The sequence below is a fragment of the Methylobacterium indicum genome (genome assembly GCF_001043895.1).
GTDB lineage: Bacteria > Pseudomonadota > Alphaproteobacteria > Rhizobiales > Beijerinckiaceae > Methylobacterium > Methylobacterium indicum.
On the sequence record NZ_JTHF01000123.1, the window covers coordinates 1 to 20,220 of the forward strand.

General features: G+C 71.5%; 18 protein-coding genes. 11 read left to right on the top strand and 7 right to left on the bottom strand.

All coding sequences use genetic code 11. The annotated features are described in order from the left end of the window. Positions 1-3,522 (bottom strand): DNA polymerase III subunit alpha (dnaE, locus tag QR78_RS15120; protein ID WP_048428370.1); only part of this gene is annotated, 3,522 nt, incomplete at its 3' end. A 537-nt stretch (positions 3,523-4,059) separates the two neighbouring features. Here dnaE and QR78_RS15125 point away from each other — a divergent pair. From QR78_RS15125 to QR78_RS35500, 6 genes are all read left to right on the top strand, one after another. Next, on the top strand, positions 4,060-5,427 hold the full coding sequence (locus QR78_RS15125) for a glutamate--cysteine ligase (protein ID WP_048428371.1): 1,368 nt from the start codon (positions 4,060-4,062) through the stop codon (positions 5,425-5,427). Between the two features lie 231 nt (positions 5,428-5,658). Further along, positions 5,659-6,090 carry a hypothetical protein gene (locus QR78_RS15130; protein ID WP_048428372.1) on the top strand — a complete coding sequence of 144 codons (432 nt, stop codon included), beginning with the start codon at positions 5,659-5,661 and terminating at the stop codon, positions 6,088-6,090. Positions 6,091-6,281: 191 nt separating this feature from the next. Then, positions 6,282-6,584, top strand: a complete 303-nt coding sequence (locus QR78_RS15135) for a sulfurtransferase TusA family protein (protein WP_048428373.1) — start codon at positions 6,282-6,284, stop codon at positions 6,582-6,584. Continuing rightward, positions 6,581-7,186 (top strand): NUDIX domain-containing protein, encoded by a 606-nt coding sequence (locus tag QR78_RS15140; RefSeq protein ID WP_048428374.1) that lies wholly within the window; start codon positions 6,581-6,583, stop codon positions 7,184-7,186. Before QR78_RS15135 ends, QR78_RS15140 begins: the two co-directional genes overlap by 4 nt. Before the next feature lie 150 nt (positions 7,187-7,336). Beyond that, the gene (locus QR78_RS15145; RefSeq protein ID WP_048428375.1) at positions 7,337-7,639 is read left to right on the top strand and encodes a hypothetical protein; all 303 of its coding nucleotides are present in this window, start codon (positions 7,337-7,339) and stop codon (positions 7,637-7,639) included. Positions 7,640-7,906: 267 nt separating this feature from the next. Continuing rightward, a complete protein-coding gene (locus tag QR78_RS35500) occupies positions 7,907-8,065 on the top strand; it encodes a hypothetical protein (RefSeq protein WP_165602088.1) in 159 nt (52 codons plus the stop codon). A gap of 293 nt (positions 8,066-8,358) precedes the next feature. Here QR78_RS35500 and ilvD read toward each other — a convergent pair whose 3' ends face one another. The 3 genes from ilvD to QR78_RS15160 all read right to left on the bottom strand — a co-directional run bounded on the left by ilvD (position 8,359) and on the right by QR78_RS15160 (position 11,942). Continuing rightward, positions 8,359-10,071 (bottom strand): dihydroxy-acid dehydratase, encoded by a 1,713-nt coding sequence (gene ilvD / locus QR78_RS15150; protein ID WP_048428376.1) that lies wholly within the window; start codon positions 10,069-10,071, stop codon positions 8,359-8,361. Between the two features lie 97 nt (positions 10,072-10,168). Further along, positions 10,169-10,948 carry an alpha/beta fold hydrolase gene (locus QR78_RS15155; RefSeq protein WP_048428377.1) on the bottom strand — a complete coding sequence of 260 codons (780 nt, stop codon included), beginning with the start codon at positions 10,946-10,948 and terminating at the stop codon, positions 10,169-10,171. Between the two features lie 88 nt (positions 10,949-11,036). Beyond that, entirely contained in the window at positions 11,037-11,942 is a 906-nt protein-coding gene (locus QR78_RS15160) for an NAD(P)-dependent oxidoreductase (RefSeq protein ID WP_048428378.1), read from the bottom strand. 132 nt (positions 11,943-12,074) lie between these two features. On the opposite strand from QR78_RS15160, the gene QR78_RS15165 reads away from it, so the two are divergent. Genes QR78_RS15165 through QR78_RS15180 form a run of 4 tightly spaced genes read left to right on the top strand, consistent with a single transcriptional unit; the run spans position 12,075 to position 15,645 of the window. Continuing rightward, positions 12,075-13,496 carry a DEAD/DEAH box helicase gene (locus QR78_RS15165; protein WP_048428379.1) on the top strand — a complete coding sequence of 474 codons (1,422 nt, stop codon included), beginning with the start codon at positions 12,075-12,077 and terminating at the stop codon, positions 13,494-13,496. Positions 13,497-13,522: 26 nt separating this feature from the next. Then, a complete protein-coding gene (locus tag QR78_RS15170; protein ID WP_048428380.1) occupies positions 13,523-14,128 on the top strand; it encodes a sulfite oxidase-like oxidoreductase in 606 nt (201 codons plus the stop codon). A 3-nt stretch (positions 14,129-14,131) separates the two neighbouring features. Next, positions 14,132-14,845, top strand: coding sequence for an FAD-binding oxidoreductase (locus tag QR78_RS15175; RefSeq protein WP_048428381.1), 714 nt, complete (start codon positions 14,132-14,134; stop codon positions 14,843-14,845). After that, on the top strand, positions 14,842-15,645 hold the full coding sequence (locus QR78_RS15180; RefSeq protein WP_048428382.1) for a shikimate dehydrogenase family protein: 804 nt from the start codon (positions 14,842-14,844) through the stop codon (positions 15,643-15,645). The genes QR78_RS15175 and QR78_RS15180 overlap by 4 nt, the downstream gene beginning before the upstream one ends. A gap of 3 nt (positions 15,646-15,648) precedes the next feature. On the opposite strand, the gene QR78_RS15185 is transcribed toward QR78_RS15180, so the two are convergent. After that, a complete protein-coding gene (locus QR78_RS15185) occupies positions 15,649-15,912 on the bottom strand; it encodes a hypothetical protein (protein WP_048428383.1) in 264 nt (87 codons plus the stop codon). Positions 15,913-15,927: 15 nt separating this feature from the next. Further along, the gene (locus QR78_RS15190; protein ID WP_082171807.1) at positions 15,928-17,250 is read right to left on the bottom strand and encodes a S8 family serine peptidase; all 1,323 of its coding nucleotides are present in this window, start codon (positions 17,248-17,250) and stop codon (positions 15,928-15,930) included. Between the two features lie 298 nt (positions 17,251-17,548). On the opposite strand from QR78_RS15190, the gene QR78_RS15195 reads away from it, so the two are divergent. Beyond that, the gene (locus QR78_RS15195; protein ID WP_048428384.1) at positions 17,549-18,934 is read left to right on the top strand and encodes an FAD-binding oxidoreductase; all 1,386 of its coding nucleotides are present in this window, start codon (positions 17,549-17,551) and stop codon (positions 18,932-18,934) included. Positions 18,935-18,952: 18 nt separating this feature from the next. Here the strand turns inward: QR78_RS15195 and QR78_RS15200 are convergent. Continuing rightward, on the bottom strand, positions 18,953-20,220 hold a 1,268-nt coding region (locus QR78_RS15200; RefSeq protein ID WP_048428385.1), incomplete at its 5' end, for an MFS transporter.

Here is a 20,220-nt window from a genome sequence, read left to right on the forward strand (position 1 = left end):
CTGCACCACCCCCGGCACCGCCCGCAACGCTCCCGCAATCTGCGGCGTCGCCTGGTACTTCCCCCCCAGCTTCACCTCCACCTCCCGCTCACCCCCATCGAGGATCAGGATCAGCGACACCTCCCCCTCCCCTCTCACCTGCAACCTTTGCTGCACGCTGGAGATCGGGCGCTCGTCGCGCAGGTAGATCCGCATGCCCTTCTGGTGGCGGGCGGCCGCCTGGTCGAGGGGTTCGCAGGTCTGGATGCGGGCGCGGACGTCCTCGCCCTCGGTGCTGGCCTGGAGCTGGAGCACCAGGGCGGCGCCGGGTTCCAGCATGTCGCGGTAATGCGAGAGGCCTTCGGAAAAGATGATCGCCTCGAAATGGCCGGTCTGGTCGGAGAGCGTGACGATGCCGAGCTTGTTGCCGGTCTTGGTGCGGCGCTCGGCGCGGTCGAGCACGCTCGCCGCGACCCGGCCGACCGTCGAGGTGCCGGCGCGGACCGAGCGGCAGAACTCGGCCCAGGTCTGCACCCGGAGCTTTTGCAAAAGGTCGCCGTACTCGTCGAGCGGGTGGCCGGAGAGGAAGAAGCCGACCGCGTCGTATTCGCGCTTGAGCCGGTCGGCCATCGGCCAGTTCTCGTAGGCCGGGATGCGCAGAGCCACCTCGGCGGCGGCGACACCGCCGAACATGTCCATCATGCCGACGGTCTCGGCTTCCGCCGCGCCTTGGGCGAGGCGCATCATCGGCTCGACGGCCGCAAAAGCCTTGGCCCGGTCGGGCTCGATCGCGTCGAGGGCGCCGGCGGCGACGAGGTTTTCCAGCGTGCGCTTGTTGACCTGCTTCGGGTTGAGGCGCCGGGCGAAGTCGCCGAGATCGCGGAAGGGTGTGTCGCCGCGGGCCTGGACGATCGCCTCGACGGCGGCGCGGCCGACGCCCTTGATGGCGGCGAGCGCGTAGCGGATCGCGCCGTCATGCACCTCGAAGGTGACGCCGGAGCGGTTCACGTTCGGCGGCTCGACCTTGATGTTCATCCGCTGCGCGTCCTGGCGCAGTTCGGCGAGCTTGTCGGTGTTGTCGATGTCGAGCGACATCGAGGCGGCCATGAACTCGACCGGGTAATTCGCCTTGAGATAGGCGGTCTGGTAGGTGATCAGCGCGTAGGCGGCCGCGTGCGACTTGTTGAAGCCGTAATCGGCGAACTTGGCCAAGAGGTCGAAGATTTCGTTGGCCTTGCCCTTGTCGAGGCCGCGCTCGACCGCGCCCTTCACGAAGCGGTCGCGCTGGGCGTCCATCTCCGCCTTGATCTTCTTGCCCATGGCGCGGCGCAGCAGGTCGGCGTCGCCGAGCGAGTAGCCGGCCAGGACCTTGGCCACCTCCATCACCTGTTCCTGGTAGACGATGATACCAAAAGTCTCGGCGAGGATCGGCTCCAGCTTCTCGTGGGGGTACCAGTTCTTCTCGTTGCCGGCGTCGCGGCCGAGCTTGCGCTCGCAATAGACCGGGATGTTGGCCATCGGGCCCGGGCGGTAGAGCGCCACGAGCGCGATGATGTCCTCGAACCGGTCGGCGCTCATCTCGACCAGCGCCTTGCGCATGCCGGCCGATTCCACCTGGAACACCCCGACCGTCTCGCCCTTCCTCAGGCGCTCGTAGGTGAGGGTGTCGTCGATCGGCAGCGAGGGCAGGTCGACCTCGATCCCGCGCAGCTTCAACAGGTCGGTGGCGGCGCGGAGCACCGTCAGGGTCTTGAGGCCGAGGAAGTCGAATTTGACGAGGCCCGCCTGCTCGACCCACTTCATGTTGAACTGGGTCACCCGCATCCCGGTCTTCGGATCGCGGTAGAGCGGCACCAGCTCTTCGAGCGGCCGGTCGCCGATCACCACGCCGGCGGCGTGGGTCGAGGCGTGGCGGTGCAGGCCCTCGAGCTTCTTGGCGATGCTCATCAGCCGCGCGACGACCGGCTCCTCCTCGATCGCGCTCTGGAGCTTCGGCTCGCCCTCGATGGCTTGCGCCAGCGTCACGGGGTTGGCCGGGTTCTGCGGCACCAGCTTCGTCAGCTTGTCGACCTGGCCGTAGGGCATCTCCAGCACCCGGCCGACGTCGCGCAAGACGCCGCGGGCGAGCAGGGTGCCGAAGGTGATGATCTGGCCGACCTGCTCCTCGCCGTAGCGCTCCTGCACGTAGCGGATCACCCGCTCGCGGCCCTCGACGCAGAAATCGATGTCGAAATCCGGCATCGAGACGCGCTCGGGGTTGAGGAACCGCTCGAACAGCAGGCCGAAGCGGATCGGGTCGAGGTCGGTGATGAGGAGCGACCACGCCACCAGCGAGCCGGCGCCCGAGCCGCGGCCCGGCCCGACCGGGATGTCATGCTCCTTGGCCCACTTGATGAAGTCCGAGACGATCAGGAAGTAGCCCGGGAACTTCATGTTGGTGATGACGCGGATCTCGTATTCGAGCCGGTCGCGATAATCCTTCTCCGTCAGCCCCTCGGCCGGGCCGTGCTGGCGCAGGCGCTCGGTCAGGCCCTCTTCCGCCTGGCGGCGCAATTCGGCGGCCTCGTCGGGGGCGATCTCCTTGGCGACCGCATTCGTCGCGACGGCGGCGAGCGCCTGCTGGCGCGCACCCTCCGGCGTGCCTTGCGACGGCGTCGTCAGGCTCGGGGCGCCGAAGCTCGGCAGGATGGGTTTCCGGGTCCGCGCCCGGTAGGCGCAGCGCATCGCGATCTCGACGGTGGCCTGGAGCGCGTCGGGCAGGTCGCGGAACAGCTCGGCCATCTCGGACCGGGTCTTGAAGGCGTGGCGCGGGGTCAGGCGCCGACGCTTGTCGTCGGAGACGAGGCGCCCTTCGGCGACGGCGAGCAGCGCGTCGTGGGCCTCGTAATCCTCGGGCTTGGCGAAATAGGGCTCGTTCGTCGCCACCAGCGAGAGGCCGTGCCGGTCGGCGAGCCGAATCAGCTCGGCCTCGACGGCGCGCTCGTCGGGCAGCCCGTGGCGCTGCAACTCGACATAGAGGTGGTCCTCGCCGAAGGCCGCCTTCAAGGATTCGAGCCGGGCCAGCGCCAGTTCGGGTCGGTTGACGCGCAACGCCGCATCGACCGGGCCGCCCATGCCGCCGGTCAGCGCGATGAGGCCGCCGGCACACTCCTTGAGCGCCTGGGCGGAGACCCGCGGCACCTCGCCGAGATGGTTGTCGAAATAGGCGCGGCTTGCGAGCCGCAGCAGGTGGCCGTAGCCGGTCTCGTCCTTGGCGAGCAGCACGATGTGCGGATGCGTCGCGTTCAGCTTGGCGTTCGCCTCCGGTGCCTCGAAGGCGACGCTGATCTGCATCCCGGCGATCGGCTGGATGCCGGATCCGGCGGCCTTCTCGGAGAATTCCAGCGCGCCGAAGAGGTTGTTGGTGTCGGTGAGCGCCAAAGCGGGCTGCCGGTCGGCGCCCGCGGCCTTCACGAGGTCGCCGATCTTGAGCGCGCCCTCGAGCAGGGAATACGAGGAGTGGACGTGCAGGTGGACGTAGCCGACGGGCTTCAGGATCTGCAAGGCGACTCTCGCTCTGACATGAGCGCGGCAGGATTCCCGCCGAGGTCTTAAGAGTCACGGCTGCCGGCGCACCACCGGCGCGAAATCCACCGGATTCGGGCCGAACGGCCCGGGCCGTGGCCCATGGGCCACGGCGCGAAAAGCCGGGTCGGCTCAGTGCATCGGCGAGAGCGCCACCGCCCACAGCACCACGGCGCCGGTGAGCAGGCCCATCGAAGCGACCTCCGTGACAGCGAGGAGGATCTTGCGTATGTTCATGGTCTGTCCCCTTTCGACGGCCCAATGTTTGTTCTTGTTTTGTTCCATGTCAAAGGGGTGCGGGGCCGGATCCGGTCGATGTGGTGAACGGATCGTTGACGGGGCATGCGGCCGGGGCCGCCGGGCCGGACGCATGTGCCCCGGGGATGGGTCCTCGGGGGCGTGAACTCGGCCGCGTTGCGGGTCGGTCGTCCGCGGCCTATTTAGGCGCAACCTTGGCGGTGGGCCGCGCGCCCGCCGGCATCATCGGTTTTTCGTTCTTCAAGCACGAGGTGGCGCATGGCGCGCGACGTGTCCGACGCGACCCCGCTCAGCGCGCGGTCCGAGCTGATCGAGTGGTTTTCGGCCGGCGAGAAGCCGCACGACACCTTTGCCATCGGCACCGAGCACGAGAAGGTCCCGTTCTACCGCGCCGACCACGCGCCGGTGCCCTACGAGGGCGATCACGGGATCGAGGCCCTGCTCGACGGCCTGCGGGCCATCACCGGCTGGGAAACGATCGAGGATGCGGGCCGGGTGATCGGGCTGTCGGCGGTCGAGGGCGGCGGCGCGATCTCGCTCGAGCCCGGCGGGCAGTTCGAGCTCTCGGGCGCGCCGCTCCCGGACGTGCACGCCACCGCCCACGAGCTGAGCCAGCACCTTGAGGCGGTGGGCCGGGCGGCCGATCCCCTCGGCATCGGCTTCCTCACCCTCGGCATGAGCCCGAAATGGACGCGGGAGGAAACCCCCGTGATGCCGAAGAGCCGCTACCGCATCATGAAGGGCTACATGCCCAAGGTCGGCAGCTTGGGCCTCGACATGATGCTGCGCACCGCCACCGTGCAGGTGAACCTCGACTTCTCGTCCGAGGCCGACATGGTGACGAAGATGCGGGTCGGGCTGGCCCTGCAGCCGGTGGCGACCGCGCTCTTTGCCAACTCGCCCTTCACCGACGGCAAGCCGAACGGCTTCCTGTCGCGCCGCTCCGAGATCTGGCGCGACACCGACCGCGACCGCACCGGCATGCTGCCCTTCGCGTTCGACGACGGCTTCGGTTACGAGGCCTACGCGGACTGGCTCCTCGACATGCCGATGTACTTCGTGAAGCGCGGCGAGACCTACCACGACGTCAGCGGCGCCTCGTTCCGCGACCTGATGGAGGGGCGGCTGTCCGCCCTGCCGGGCGAGCGCGCCACGGTCTCGGACTGGGCCAACCACGCCTCGACCGCCTTCCCGGAGGTGCGCCTGAAGCGCTTCCTCGAGATGCGCGGGGCCGATGTCGGCGATGCCGGCATGATCGCCGCGCAGGCCGCGTTCTGGACCGGGCTCTACTACGACCAGGGCGCGCTCGACGGCGCCTGGCAGCTGGTGCGCGAGCTCTCGGCCGAGGAGCGCGAGACGATGCGGGCCGAGGCTCCGCGCCTCGGGCTCGACGCGCCGGCCGGCAGGCGCACCCTGCGCGATCTCGCCCGCGATGCGCTCGCGCTGGCGGAGGCCGGCCTCAAGGCGCGGGCGCGCCGCGACGCGCAGGGACGCGACGAGACGCTCTACCTCGCCCCGCTCCAGGCCATCGCGGCGACGCGCACCCGGGCCGAGGACCTGCTGGCGCTCTATCACGGGCCCTGGAACGGCTCGGTCGATCCGGTCTTCGGCGCCTGCATGTTCTGATCGCACACGAGACGAGCCCGGCGCGGAGGACGCGCCGGGCTCATGCTCAAGCTTAGACGGCCCGTCCCGCACGGTCGCACCAGTCGATCCCTGGGCGCCAGATCACGGTAAGCGTGGCCGAAGCCGCATGACGGTCGGTCAATTCTCTCCCGATCTTGGAACAGATCCGGCCCCTTGCCCGTTCTTGAGGCCTACGAGGCACGGTCCTCAGACGATCGGAGAGACGCAGACATGTCGCGCATCACCACCCTCGCCCTCGCGGCCGGCGCCGCCGCCGCCCTCACCGCCGGCACCGTCGGGGCGCAGGCCGCCCCGCTGCCGGCCGCCACCTCGGCCGCCATCGCCGGCTCGGGCGCGACCGTCGACCAGGTGCGCTGGCGCGGCGGCGGCTATTACGGCGGCTACCGCGGTTACCGCGGCTACGGCTACCGTCGCGGCATCGGTGCCGGCGGTGCGCTGGCGGCCGGCGCGGCCCTCGGCATCATCGGCGGCGCCATCGCGGCCGGCTCGGCCTCGTCCTACGGCTACGGCGGCTACCCGGCCTATGGCGGCTATTACGGTGGCGGCTACGCCCCGGTCGGCGGCTACAGCTACGGCTACAGCTATCCGTCCTACGGCTACAGCTACCCGGCCTACGGTGGCTACTACGGCTACGGCTACTGATCGACCAGACCACGTCCGGCCGGCCCGCATGGGCCGAGCCGGCGGGCCTGAAATCAAAGCCCGGCGCGGGATGCCCCCGCGCCGGGCTTTCTCGTTCGCACCGGATGTGCTCCAACCATCGTCACGCGACACGAAACCGTCGCAGGGGCGGCGTCTCGCCGCCACGGCGCGGTGCGGCAACTCGGGCGACCATGCAACGACACGACCTCGATCTGCGCGGGCTCAAATGCCCTCTGCCGGTCCTGCGCACCGCCAAGGCCCTGCGCGGGCTGACGCCCGGCGAGAGCCTGAGCGTGCGCTGCACCGACCCGATGGCGGCGATCGACATTCCCAACCTGCTGCGCGAGCGCGGCGACCATCTCGACCGGATGCTCAAGGACGACGGGCTCCTGACCTTCGAGATCCGGCGCGGCGACGGGATCGACGACGCGCCGGACCGCGAGACCCGGAACGACGAGACCGGAGAGCACGAAGCCCAGGAGAATGCCGCGTGAGCCGGGACAGCCAGGACGACGCGCCGCGCATCGTCGGCACGCGCACGGTCTACGAGGGCTGGGCCCGCTACCTCGTGGCGGAGGTGCGGATGCCGGACGGCACCCGGATCGGCCGCGAGGTGGAGGATCACGGGCCCGCGGTCGCGGTGCTGCCCTACGACCCCGAGCGCCGGGTCGCCCTGCTGGTGCGGCAGTTCCGCACGCCGCCCTGCTTCGTCGACGGCACCGCGTCGATCCTCGAAGCCCCGGCGGGCCTGCGCGAGGAGGACGACCCGGAGGCCTGCGCCCGCCGCGAGGCGTTCGAGGAAGTGGGCCTCCGGCTCTCCACCTTCGAGCCCGCCGGCCGGGTCTGGTCCCTGCCCGGCCTCTCGACCGAGCGGATGGACCTCTTCCTCGCGCCCTACCGCGCCGCCGACCGCGAGGAGGGAGCCGGCGGCGGCCTAGCGGAGGAGCACGAGAACATCGAGGTGGTCGAGGTGCCCCTCGCGACCCTTGCCGCCGAGGCGGAGGCGGGGGAAATCGCCGACATGAAGACGCTCTGCCTGATCCAGACCCTGCGCCTGCGGCACCCCGGCCTGTTCGCAACGACCGACCGGGATTGAGGGAAATCCGCAACGCTGCCAACCTGAACGAGCGGTGTACAAGCGTGGGCGTTCACGGGTTCGTGATGAGGGGTAGCGTCTCGTTCATCAGGTGTTAACTTTAGGCGGTTCCGATAGCCTCCGTCGCAGGGGCCTCGACAGGAGACGCCGATGTTCAACATTGGACCCTTCCACCGCGCGACCGGCCAGCCGGCCGGGTTCTACGATTCGCTGCTGCCGCTGGCGCCCGAACCGCTGGACGGTGCGCCGACCCGGCAGACGGACACCGCGCCGACCCCGGTGGAGCCGAGCATGACCCGGCACGCGCTCTCGATGCTGGTGCTGCTCTGCCTGACGCTGGCGGTGCATTCGGCGGTCGGGTGGTGGACCCTGCCCGGCCGGGCGCCGATTCTGGCCCCCTCGGCACAGAGCGCGCCGACCGTGCACGTCTCAAGCGTCCGCGCCCCGTCCTGAGCGACGGAGTCGCACGCATCGCGATTGTTTCCGCATGATGTCGGGTGCTGCCTCTTAAGCCGGCAACGCAGCATCGCGCGCGATCAACTTCGCGTCTCCCATCCGAGCGGAGGCGCTGCGTCGTTCCTTACGCGTCTGTACTTTGGTCCGATCGTGTCGAGAACCGGGCGTTTTCGTGCGCAGCCCTCTTGCGCACGCACGCCGAGTCGTTAACGTCACGTTCAAATCCAAGAAAATCAGTCGTGATTCGCGCAAGGGAGCCAGCGCATGTCCCATATCATTCGCGTCAAGCCCACGCAGGACGGTACCTACACGGTCTACCGCGGCTCGCTCGTACTGGTCAGCGGCCTGACCCGCGCCCAGGCCGAGAGCTACGAGGCGACGCTGGCCCAGAGCGAGCGCAAGCCCGACCAGCCGATCCACTGATCCGCGCCTTCGCGGCGGGCCCTGTCCGTCGCGCCGCGCCTCACGACATCGGCGGAACCGGCGACTCGTCCGGCTCCGCCATGGCGTCGTTCGCGTCCCACCCCCGATCCGGTCCGGTGCAGTCTTTCCCGGAAACGGCTTCGGTGCAGGGACCGATGTAGTCGGAATTGCCACGCGCACCCGGTCGCCTCGACAGACCGAATACCCCGACACAGTCGCATACACCGCGGGTCATTCCGGGCTCCGCTTTCGCGGCCCCGGAACGACGCAGAGGAGGACTGTGTCGATGCCGATCAGACAGGCCCCGAGTCCCAATCGGTGACCGCGCCCCGCGACGCATCGGCGACGAGGCGGGCGTATTTTCCCAGCACGCCGCGGGTATAGGCCGGCCGGGGGGCGGGCCGCCCGGCACGGCGCCGCGCGATCTCGTCGTCCGAGAGCGCCACGTCGAGCCGGCGGGCATCGACATCGATCGTCACCGTGTCGCCGTCCCGGATCGCCGCGATCGGGCCGCCCTCGAACGCCTCGGGCACGACATGGCCGATCACGAAGCCCCGGGTCGCACCGGAGAAGCGGCCGTCGGTCATCAGCGCGACGTGCTCGCCGAGGCCGGAACCCTGGAGGGCGCCGGTGACGAGCTGCATCTCGCGCATTCCGGGCCCGCCGCGCGGTCCCTCGTTGCGCAGCACCATCACGTCGTTCGGCACGATCCGCCCGTCACGGATCGCCGCGAAGGCATCCTCCTCGCGCTCGAACACCTTGGCCGGGCCGCGATGCAGGCGCTTGGTCTGCCCCGATACCTTCATCACGGCGCCGCCGGGCGCGAGGTTGCCGCGCAGGACGACGAGGCCGCCCTCGCTCTTGAACGGGTCGGTGACGGGACGGATCACCGTCTGGCCCGCGGGCTCGGACGCGCGGGCGATCTCGTCGCCGAGGCTCAGGCCGGTCACGGTGCGGGCCTCCGGGTGGAGGAGCCCGGCTTCCATCAGGCGCTTGCCGACCACCGCCATCCCGCCCGCCGCGTGCATCTCCGGGGCGGTGTAGCGGCCCGACGGGCGCATGTCGGCGATGATCGGGGTGCGGCGCGAGATGCGGTCGAAATCGTCGAGGTCGAGCGGGATGCCGAACTCCCAGGCGGTGGCGAGGAGGTGCAGCACCGCGTTGCTGGAGCCGCCCGTCGCCATCACGCCGGCGATCGCGTTCTCGAAGCTCTCGCGGGTCACGATCGCCCGCGGGGTGAGCCCCTGGCGGACGAGATCCACCGCGAGGCGGCCGCAGGCGAGGGCCGCCGCGGCCTTGTCGGCATGGCCGGCCGGGATGTCGTTCGTGCCCATCGGCGAGATGCCGAGCATCTGGTAGGCGGTCGCCATGGTGTTGGCGGTGAACTGGCCGCCGCAGGCGCCGGCCCCCGGGCAGGCATGGTCCTCGACGTCGCGCAGCTCGGCCTCCGTGATCCGCCCGGCCGTGTAGGCGCCGACCGCCTCGTACACGTCCTGGACCGTGAGGGTGCGGCCGGAGAACAAGCCGCCCTCCTGCGTGCAGCGGCCCGACGCGATCGAGCCGCCGTAGAGCATCGTGCCGGGGATGTTCAGGCGGCCGAGCACCATCGCCATCGCGGGAATGGTCTTGTCGCAGCCCGAGATGGTGACGATCCCGTCGAACATGTGCCCGCGGGCGACGAGCTCGACCGAATCGGCGATGACCTCGCGGCTGACGAGCGAGGTCTTCATGCCCTCGGTGCCGGTGGTGATGGCGTCGTTGATCGCCACCGTGTTGACCTCGAGCGGCGTGCCGCCGGCCTCGCGCACGCCCTGCGCCACCAGGGCGGCGAGCTCGCGGTGGTTCCAGTTGCACGGCATCGTGCCGATCCAGCAATGCGCGATGCCGATCTGCGGCCGCGCCAGGCTCTCGTCGGTCTCGCCGATCGCCTTCATCATCGAGCGGGCCACCGCCCGGTCCGGCCCCTCGTAGAGGCGCCGGCTGTTGTGCCGCGGATCTGCCGCCATGGTCCCCTCCCCCGCATGGGGCCGGGCGTCGTGCGCGCCCGGTCTCCCATGCCTCAGGGGGAGTTTAGCCCGGCCCCTCGGCCGGGTCGACGCTCGGTCAGGGCCGCGCGTCGAGGAACGCCAGCACGCCGGTCTTGTGCACCTTGTCGCCGACCGCGAGGTTGTGGTCGCGGTTGGGGATGTCGAGGACCTTCGCCTCCGGGATCAGGGCGGCGAGCGCCGGCCCCGAGCCCGCCACGGTGTCGGTGGTGCCGACCGCGACCAGCACCGGCACCTCGATCTGCGCCACCTCCGCCCGCGACAGGGTCTGGCGCGAGCCGCGCATGCAGGCGGCGAGCGCGCGCAGGTCGCTGCCGGTCGATTCGGCGAAGACCCGGAACATCCGCGCCGTCGGGTCGGTGACGGTGTCGCGGGAGGGCGCCTCCATCGCCTCCGAGATGCCGGGGGGCAGCCCTCTCCCCTCGACGAGGTGGATGCCGAGGCCCCCGAGCAGGGCCGAGCGGACGCGGTCCGGGTGGGCGAGCGCCAGGAAGGCGGTGATCCGCGCGCCCATCGAGTAGCCCATCACGTCGGCGCGGGGGATATCGAGGTGGTCGAGGAGACGGCGGGCATCCTCGGCCATCAGGTCCGAGCCGTAGGCCTCCGGCTCGTAGAGCTTGCCGCTGCAGCCGTGGCCGCGGTTGTCGAGGGCGATCACCCGCCGCCCGGCCCCGGTCAGGCTGCGCACCCAGGAGGTGTTGACCCAGTTCACCAGGTGGTTCGACGCGAAGCCGTGGATCAGCAGGATCGGGTCGCCCGCGCCGTCCTTGCCCGTGCCTTCCTGGGGGGCGACGTCGACATAGGCGATCGGCACGCCGTCCGAGTCGAAGGTCTGCATGGGCAATGGGCTCCTGCGCGGGGTCGCAGCCGGCTTAGCGCAGGGGCGGCCGGCCCCGCAACGCGAAGGACGGCGGGCTCGGGCGCCGCTACTCCGGCGGCGTCCGGACCGCGACGCCGAGCATCGCCTCGAAGGGCAGGACCATGGCGCCCTTGTCGCGCGCGCCGTGGCCGTGGCGCAACGCCATCTGGTAGGTCGCGGTGGCGGCCGCCGTCACCGGCAGCGGGAAGCCGCCCTCCGCCCCGACCGCGGCGGCGCTGACGAGGTCCTTGTAGGCCTTGGCCAGCGGATAGCCCTCGTCGAACGCGCCCCGCAGGATCCGCGGCACGAAGTACTGCGAGGCGTAGCTGCGGCTCGTGCCGGTGGTGACCACGGTCGCGAGCCGCGCCGGGTCGAGGCCCATCGCCACCGCCATCGGCAGCACCTCGGCCAGGGCCGCGATGTTGATGTCGTAGATCACGTTGTTGACGGTCTTGGTGAGCTGGCCGCTGCCGAGGGGGCCCATATGCAGCACCTGCGTGCCGATCCGGGCGAGCAGCGGCTCGGCCGCGGCGAAGTCCTCCGGGGTCCCGCCGCACATCACCGTGAGGGTCGCGGCCTCCGCCCCGGCCGGCGCGCCGGAGACCGGCGCGTCGAGGAAGCGCAGGCCGCGATCCGCGAGCGCCCGGCCGAGGCTCACCGCCGTCGCGTGCGCGATGGTGCTCAGGTCGATCACCAGGGCGCCGGGCGCGAGACACGCCGCGAGCCCGTCCGGCCCGAGCAGCACCGCCTCGACCACGTCGCCGTCCGGCAGGCACAGGATCAGCACGTCGGCGCCGGCCGCCGCGCTCCGGTCGGTCGTGGCGACGAGCCCGGGCCCGTCGAGCCCGCCGACCCGCGCCGGGTCGGAATCGATCGCCACGACCGTGTCGGCGCCCTCCCCCTTCGCGGCGAGGTGGCGGGCGATCGGGCGGCCCATCTGGCCGAGGCCCATCAGGGCGATGCGGCGGCTCATCGTGCGGCTTCCTCCGTTGTGGCGTCCCACCGCGATACCGCGTCGGCGGCGCCGATGCGCGGGGTGCGGGCGAAAAAGGCGTCGCACCCGGGCGGGCTTGAGCCCGGCCCCGCCCCCCGGCATAGGGGCGCCATGACACCCGAATCCGACGCCCCCCGCCTGGTCCCCCGCCCGCACCAGGCCGAGGCGATCCGCGCCATCCTGGCGGCGCGGGCCGAGGGCCGGCCGGGCTTCCTCCTCGGCGACATGACGGGCCTCGGCAAGACCCTGTCGGTCTGGGGCGCGATCGCGGCGATGCCCGAGCGGGCGGTCCTGATCGTCTGCCCGAAGGGCGCGATGCCGCAATGGCGCCGCACGATCCGGGATTCGCGGCTCGCCGACAAGGACGTGACGCTCCTCAACTACGAGCGCACCAAGTCCCTGCTGGCGCTGCCGGCCGCGAGCGGACGCCGCTCGGTGCGGGCGAAGAACAACGAGCTCGCCAAGCTCGGCCGGCCCAAGCGCGTCTGGCCGCTGGTGGTGTTCGACGAGGCGCACCGCCTGCGCAACCCGACCTCGCAGCAGGGCCAGGCCTGCCGGCGCATGGCCGAGGCCGCCGCCTTCACGGTCTATGCCAGCGCCACCGCCGGCCAGGCGCCGCACGAGCTATCCTATCTCGGCGCGCTGCTCGGCCACGCCGTCGGCCGGCCGGTCGAGACGACCGCCGATTTCCGCGCCCTGATGCAGCACCTGAAGATCGGCCGGGCCAAGGGGCGCTGGCAGAACTGGTCGTGGGAGCCGAACGCCCGCGACCAGGAGACGATGGCCGGCCTGCTCTATCGCGGCCCGGACGCGATCGGGCTGCGCCGCCGCCCGGCGGACATCGCCGGCTGGCCCGAGGTGCAGCGGGACCTCGCCCCCACCGCCCTCGATGCGCCGGCCAAGCGCCTCTACGACGCGACCTGGCGCGAGTTCCGCCGCGAATGGGGCCTCTCCGGCGGCTCGAACCGGCGCGCCGCCGGCTGGGCGGCGGACCTGCGCTTCCGCCAGAAGGCGAGCCTGATCCGCGTCGCCGGCACGGTCGACCTCGCCGAGGACCTGCTGCAGGCCGGCGAGCAGGTCGCGGTCTCGGTGGCCTTCCTGGAAACCGGGGCGGCCCTGGTCGAGGCCTTCACCGGCCGCGGCTGGCGCGCCGGCACCATCGACGGCACGCGGACGGCGGAGGCCAACGAGGCGGTGCGGGTCGCCTTCCAGCGCGGCGAGCTCGACGCGGTGGTGTTCACCGTCACCGAATCGATCTCGCTCCACCGCAACGAACTGCCCGGCGGCGAGCGCCCGCGCAGCCTGATCGTCCACGACATGCGCCACAGCGCGATCCAGCTCAGCCAGATCGAGGGGCGCTGCCACCGCGACGGCGAGCGCGCCGCGATCCTGTTCGCCTACGCGGAGGGCACCGTCGAGGAGCGGGTGGCCGCCACCGTGATCGCCCGCATGGCCGGGATGGACAGGATGGCCGGCGAGGATACCTCCCTCCTCGACGCCATCGGGCGGATCATCGATGGTGAGGCCGGCTGATCCCGGCCGTCGAGAGGAGGCACGCGATGGTGACGCGAGGGTTCACGGGACGCCGCCCGCCGCGGCCGGAGGCCGAGCGCCTGCCGCCGGGCCAGTACCTGACCGAGGATTTCCCGGTTCTCCAGCTCGGCCCGACGCCGCGCATCGATCCGGCCCGCTGGAGCTTCACCCTGCGGGAGGGATCGAAGCCCCTCAAGAGCTGGACCTGGGCCGAGTTCGATTCCCTGCCGCGCACCCGCTGGAAGGGCGACATCCACTGCGTCACCAAGTGGTCGAAGTTCGACACCGCCTGGGAAGGCGTGACGATCGACGACCTCCTGGCCGCGGCCGGGATCGCGGCGCCGACCGCCTACCTGCTGGCGGAGGGCTACGACGACTACACCACCAACGTGCCGGTCGCCGACCTGACGGAGGGCAAGGCCATGGTGGCGACCCGCTACGCCGGCGAGCCGATCACGCCCGACCATGGCGGGCCCGCCCGCCTGCTGGTGCCGCACCTCTACTTCTGGAAGAGCGCGAAGTGGGTGAAGGGCCTGCGCTTCACGAAAGTGGACGAGGCCGGATTCTGGGAGCTGCGCGGCTATCACATGTACGGCGATCCGTGGCGCGAGCAGCGCTTCACCGGCGATTGAGCGATGCCGATCTGGCAGGAATCCCGGATCGTCGCCGCCGCCGCCGAGACGCCGCGGGTCCGGCGCCTCACCCTGGCGGTCGGCTGGACCCGGCCGTTCCGGGCCGGCCAGCACGTCGACGTGCGGCTCACCGCGCCGGACGGCTACCAGGCGCAGCGCAGCTACTCGATCGCCTCCTCGCCGACGAATCCGGGCACGATCGACCTCCTGATCGAGCGCCTCGACGACGGCGAGGTCTCGGGCTTCTTCGCCGACGTGGCCGAGCCCGGCGACGCGATCGAGCTGCGCGGGCCGATCGGCGGCGCCTTCGTGTGGGAGCCGGCCCAGGGCGGGCCGCTGCTGCTGGTCGGCGGCGGCTCCGGGGTGGTGCCGCTGCTCGCCATGCTGCGCCACCGGGCGGAGGCCGCGCCCGGGGTGCCGGCCCTGCTGCTCTACTCCGCCCGCACCGCCGCGGACGTGATCGCCCGCGACGAGCTGATGCGCCGCGACGCCGGGGAGCCGGGCTTCCGGCTGCGGCTGGCGCTGACCCGGGAGCCCGGCGGCCGGCGGATCGACGCCGCCCGGATCGGCGAGGCGCTCGCCGCCCTCGGGGCCCCGGCCCACACCTTCGTGTGCGGGAGCAATCCCTTCGTCTCCGCGGTCTCCGACCTCCTGGTCGATGCCGGGGTGCCGGCAGCCACGATCCGCACCGAGCGCTTCGGAGGAGAGACACCGTGACAGAGATCACCGGCCGCACCCGCGTCTTCGCGATCCTCGCCGACCCGATCGCCCAGGTGAAGGCGCCGCAGGGCCTCAACCGCATCATGGCCGAGCGCGGGGTCGACGGGGTCATGGTGCCGCTCCACGTCGCGGCCGCCGACCTCGCCACGGTGGTGGCGGGCTTGCGGGCGACGCGAAGCTTCGGCGGCGCCATCGTCACGGTACCGCACAAGACCGCGATCGTGCCGCTCCTCGACGCGGTGAGCGACGCGGCCCGCCTCGTCGGCGCCGTCAACGCCGTGCGGCGCGAGCCCGACGGCCGCCTCGTCGGCGAGATCCTGGACGGCGCCGGCTTCGTCGCGGGCCTGCGGGCCGCAGGCCACGACCCGCGGGGAGCGAGCGCCTACCTGGCCGGGGCGGGGGGCGCGGCCAACGCCATCGCGTTCGCGCTCGCCGAGGCCGGGGTGAGTCGCCTCACCGTGCACAACCGTACGCCCGCGCGGGTCGAGGACCTGTTCTCGCGCCTGCGCCGGCTCCATCCGGGCCTGCCGCTCGCCTTCGGCACCGACCCGGCCGGCCACGACCTCGTCGTCAACGCGACCTCGCTCGGCCTGCGGCTGGACGACCCCCTGCCGCTCGATCCCGCCGGGCTCGGGACCGGTCAGCTCGTCGCCGAGATCATCATGCAGCCGGCCGAGACCCCGCTCCTCGCCGCCGCCGCCGCGCGGGGGTGCCGCACCCATCCGGGCCTGCCGATGCTGGAGGGCCAGCTCGCCCTGATGGCGGATTTCCTGGAGATGCGCGCGCCCGGGCGCTGACGCCTACCTCGTCCGGCCGAAGGTCGCGATCCTCGGATTCGAGAATGGGCCGCGCACGGCATCCGACGCCGGACGGGAAGCGACGCTCGCGGCCCCGACCTTGACGGCGAACAGACCGCGTTCCTCGTCGATGGGGACGACGCCGAACGACGCGTCGACATCGCTCTTCGTCACACCCAGAATCCGTGCGGCTTCCTGCAGCGTCGGGGCCTGCGGCCCCGCCTGCACGGTCATCAGGATGGTGTCGGAAGCATGGCTCTCGCCCATGTGGCCTCCTCGCCGTCACAGGCCGAGGCGCGTGGCGGTCTTCAAGGGTTCAAGAATACCGTACCCGGTGTTGCGGTTCCAGCCGCCCGACGCGCCGCGCCGGGTTGCATCGGCCCGCAGCTCGCGGGCCAGGTCCCGTGGCCTCAACGTGGTATGCGGCACCTTTGTTCGAATGGCCGCCACGGCACCGGCCGCGACCGGACAGGCGGCGGACGTTCCGGTATCCGGCGTACCGGTGCCGAACGCCTCCGAACCGAGGAAGTGTGTATAGCACGACAGATCGGGCTTGGTGTGTGCCATGCCGGGTATCCCGGGCCCTTGGGACGAATAGCCGACGCGCTGCCGCTTGGTCGTGACGCCGGCGATGGTCATGACGTCCGGATGCGCGTTCGCTCCCATGATGGTGTGCTTCACGCCGCCGCAGCGGCCATCCGGACATTCCGCACCGCAATTGCCCGCCGCGAACAGGATGTCCGCCCCGGTCCGGCTGAGGGTGCCGACCACGATGTTGAAGGGATGGTTGGGATTGTCGATGTAGCGGCCCGGATGTCCGACCGGGAAATCCCAGTTCGGATCGTAGAGCCCCCAGGAATTCGTGACGACGAGATGCTGGAACGGTCGGTCCTCCGCGGAGCGCCGCATGACGGCGACGAGCGTGGCGTAAGCCTGCAGGGCGTCGCTCAGCAGGCCCGCCGTCGGGCTTCCCCCCGGGGTCGTGGACAGCAGGATCGGAAAGTCGAGCAACGTCGCCCGCGGGGCGGCGAGGAGGGCATCGTAGGCGCACATCGTTCCATGGTCGACGGCGTACTGGCCCGGCATGCCGGTCCCCGGGGACCATGTCAGCGTCGCGTCGAGCGTCGGGTTGAGCCCCCGCGACTGCAGGTGGGCGAGGTTGATGCCGGTATCCATCACCGCCATCGCGACCCCCGCACCGTCGAGATTCTTGGCCGCCAGGCCGGCGACACCGAGCAGCGACGCCACGTGGCTCCGGTCGCCGATCGGCCCGGCGGCGCAGCCGGGCGCGAGGAAGTGGCTGATCGTCGGGTCGGAGAACACCTGAGCGCCGTCCGCCGTGCTCGGCATAGGGTCCCCGGTGCCGTCCATGACGGCGCGAACCGCGAAGCGGGGTGCCGCAGCCGGCGACGCCATTGCAAGACTTGCCGTGAAGCCGATTTGCCCGAGTGGAACCGGCGCAAAGGTGGTGTCTAGCTCCGTCCGCTTCGGAATTCCTTCGATGCGGCGCGTGATACGACCGCGACCCGTCGTCATCATTTCGATTGCCGGATTTCTCAACGATTCCTGCGCGGGGAGAACCAAAATTACGCGTCTCTCAGCCATTTTGATCGTCCTGTGTTTTTTTGAAGTCGCACAAGAACTTTTATATCTATCAAATCATATGGTATAATTCGCCAAAACAAGAATCAATATGATAGTCTTCCATGTGCAACAAAAGAATTTTCTGAAAATGAATGCTGCTCGGGCACCGCGTGGAACCGTGGATTGCGACGCCTTCGCGGAGTGGGAGGCCCGGCACCCGTACGTCGTGGCCGCTGTTCCGGGCCTTGACCGCGCGCATCATCCGGGCGAGGCCAGCGGCTCCTTCTTTCCTGGCCGGCCGCGCGCCGGAGATCGTTCGATGACCCAGTCCCTGATCGACCGCCTCGGGGCACGCCTCGGCCCCGCCGGCCTCCTCACCGAGGAGGCCGACATGGCGCCCTTCGCCATCGACTGGCGGCGCCTGTTTCCGGGCCGGCCCGCCTGCGTGGTGCGTCCCGCCTCCACCGCCGAGGTCGCCGACGTGGTGCGGCTGTGTGCCGAGGCCGGCGCCGCCCTGGTGCCGCAGGGCGGCAATACCGGGCTCGCCGGCGGCGCGGTACCGGACGGCTCCGCCACCCAGGTGGTGCTGTCGCTTGCCCGCATGAACGCGATCCGGGGGGTCGATCCGGTCGGGCTGACGCTGACGGCGGAGGCCGGCTGCGTCCTCAAGCTGGCGCAGGACGCCGCCGAGGCCGCCGGCCGGCTGCTGCCGGTGAGCTTCGCGGCGGAGGGCTCGGCGCTCGTCGGCGGCGTCGTCGCCACCAATGCCGGCGGCATCAACGTGGTGCGCTACGGCATGACCCGCGGCCTCGTCCTCGGTCTCGAGGTGGTGCTCGCCGACGGCAGCATCGTCGACGGCCTCCGGGCCCTGCGCAAGGACAATGCCGGCTACGACTGGAAGCAGCTCTTCATCGGCACGGAAGGCACCCTCGGCATCGTCACGGCGGCGGTTCTGCGCCTCGTGCCCAAGCCGCGCCACACCGCGACGGCGCTGCTCGCGGTACCCGATCCGGCGGCGGCCCTGCGCCTCTTCACCCTGGCGCAGGAGGAGATCGGCGACAGCATCCAGGCCTTCGAGCTGATCTCCGGCACCTCGCTCGCCCTCGTCGAGACGCATGCCGGCCTCAAGAGCCCGGTCGGGACGGCGGGCTGGACCGTGCTGATCGAGGCGGCCTCGTCGCTCTCGGGCCTGCGCGAGGCGATGGAGGGCGTGCTCGGCACCGCGCTCGAGCGCGAGGATGCGCTGGACGGCGTGCTGGCCGAATCCGGCCGCCAGGCCGCCGAGCTCTGGGCCCTGCGCGAGCACGTCACCGAGTGCGAGGCGCGCGCGGGCAAGAGCGTCAAGCACGACGTCTCGGTGCCGATCACCGCGATCCCGGCCTTCCTCGACGAGGCCGGCCGGGTCCTGGAAGCGGGCGCCCCCGGCACCCGCGTCAACGCCTTCGGCCACATGGGCGACGGCAACATCCACTACAACGTCTTGATCGGGCCGGACCACGCCTCGGAGGCGATCAACGGTCTCGTCCACGGGGTGGTGGACCGCTACGGCGGCAGCATCTCGGCCGAGCACGGCATCGGCCAGTACCGCGTCGCCGAGCTCGCCCGCCACCGCCATCCGGACGAGATGGCGCTGGCGCGCCGGATCAAGGCGGCGCTCGACCCGCAGGGGCTGATGAACCCCGGCAAGGTGCTGGCGCGGGGGTAGGCCGCCCCCGCCCGGGCGTCACCCCCGCTCCAGCGCGAGGCGCGACAGGCTGACCAGGCTGGCGACGCCCGCGAAGGCGGCGCCGAGGCCGAGCGCCAGGACCGGGCCGTGCGCGGCGGCGAGCGCGAAGCAGGCCGCCACCAGGGCCGCCCCGGTGGTCTGGCCGACGAGCCGCGAGGTGGCGACGATGCCGCTGGCGCCGCCGGAACGCGCGGCCGGCGCGCTCGTCATGATGGCGCGCAGATTCGGCGCCTGGAAGAAGCCGAAGCCGGCCCCGCACAGGGCCATCCGCCAGGCGATGCCCCAGACGTCCGGCGCGGCCGGCAGCAGCGCCAGCGAGGCCATGCCGACGGCGAGGAGCGCGAGGCCGATCCCGCCGAGGAGACCCGGCGGGTAGCGGTCCGAGAGGCGGCCGGCGACCGGCGCCATCAGGGCGACCACCAGGGGCCAGGGCGTCATCAGGAAGCCGGTCTCAACCTGCGAATGCCCGAGCGCGTGCTGGAACAGGAACGGCAGCGACACGAAGGCGAGGCCCTGTGCGGCGAAGGAGCAGACGGAGGTCGCCGCCGACAGCGCGAAGAGCGGACGACGAAACAGGTCGACGGCGAGCATCGGGGCCGGGTGGCCGGCCTGCCGGCGCAGGAGCAGGGCGCCGCAGGCGAGCGCCCCGGCGAACTCGGCGAGCACCCGCCAGAGCGGCCCGGCATGGGCGGCCTCGCCGAGGCCGAGGACGAGGAGTGCGAAGGTCGCGGCGTTGAGGAGCGCGGCGACTCCGTCGAAGGCATGGCCCGAGCGCCCGGTCTCCGGCAGGGCGCGCCGGGCGAGCGCCAGGGCGGCGAGCCCGATCGGCAGGTTGACGGCGAAGAGCCACGGCCAGGACGCCACCAGCAGGATCAGCGAGGCCGCGGTCGGCCCGAGGGCGAAGCCGACGCCGACCACGAAGGCGTTGAGGCCCATCCCCCGCCCGAGCTGGTGGGGCGGGGTGACGAAGCGGATCAGCGCGACGTTGACCGCCATCAGGGCGCTGGCGCCGACGCCCTGGAGCACCCGGGCGGCGACCAGGGCCGGCAGCGACCAGGCGAGCGCGCAGACGAGCGAGGCGACCGTGAACAGCGCCAGACCCACGAGGTAGACCCGCCTCTGCCCGACGATCTCGCCGAGCGCCGCGATCGGCAGGAGCGTGGCCACCACGGCGAGCTGGTAGGCGTTGACGATCCAGACCGAATCCGCCGGATCGACGCCGAGATCGGCCGCGATCGTCGGCAGCGCGGTGTTGGCGATCGCGG

Coding starts and splice junctions, on each gene's coding strand:
- QR78_RS15125 (WP_048428371.1), top strand. CDS start 4,060: ATGGCGCGCGACGTGTCCGACGCGACCCCGCTCAGCGCGCGGTCCGAG.
- QR78_RS15130 (WP_048428372.1), top strand. CDS start 5,659: ATGTCGCGCATCACCACCCTCGCCCTCGCGGCCGGCGCCGCCGCCGCC.
- QR78_RS15135 (WP_048428373.1), top strand. CDS start 6,282: ATGCAACGACACGACCTCGATCTGCGCGGGCTCAAATGCCCTCTGCCG.
- QR78_RS15145 (WP_048428375.1), top strand. CDS start 7,337: ATGTTCAACATTGGACCCTTCCACCGCGCGACCGGCCAGCCGGCCGGG.
- QR78_RS35500 (WP_165602088.1), top strand. CDS start 7,907: ATGTCCCATATCATTCGCGTCAAGCCCACGCAGGACGGTACCTACACG.
- ilvD (WP_048428376.1), bottom strand. CDS start 10,071: ATGGCGGCAGATCCGCGGCACAACAGCCGGCGCCTCTACGAGGGGCCG.
- QR78_RS15155 (WP_048428377.1), bottom strand. CDS start 10,948: ATGCAGACCTTCGACTCGGACGGCGTGCCGATCGCCTATGTCGACGTC.
- QR78_RS15160 (WP_048428378.1), bottom strand. CDS start 11,942: ATGAGCCGCCGCATCGCCCTGATGGGCCTCGGCCAGATGGGCCGCCCG.
- QR78_RS15165 (WP_048428379.1), top strand. CDS start 12,075: ATGACACCCGAATCCGACGCCCCCCGCCTGGTCCCCCGCCCGCACCAG.
- QR78_RS15170 (WP_048428380.1), top strand. CDS start 13,523: ATGGTGACGCGAGGGTTCACGGGACGCCGCCCGCCGCGGCCGGAGGCC.
- QR78_RS15175 (WP_048428381.1), top strand. CDS start 14,132: ATGCCGATCTGGCAGGAATCCCGGATCGTCGCCGCCGCCGCCGAGACG.
- QR78_RS15185 (WP_048428383.1), bottom strand. CDS start 15,912: ATGGGCGAGAGCCATGCTTCCGACACCATCCTGATGACCGTGCAGGCG.
- QR78_RS15190 (WP_082171807.1), bottom strand. CDS start 17,250: ATGGCTGAGAGACGCGTAATTTTGGTTCTCCCCGCGCAGGAATCGTTG.
- QR78_RS15195 (WP_048428384.1), top strand. CDS start 17,549: ATGACCCAGTCCCTGATCGACCGCCTCGGGGCACGCCTCGGCCCCGCC.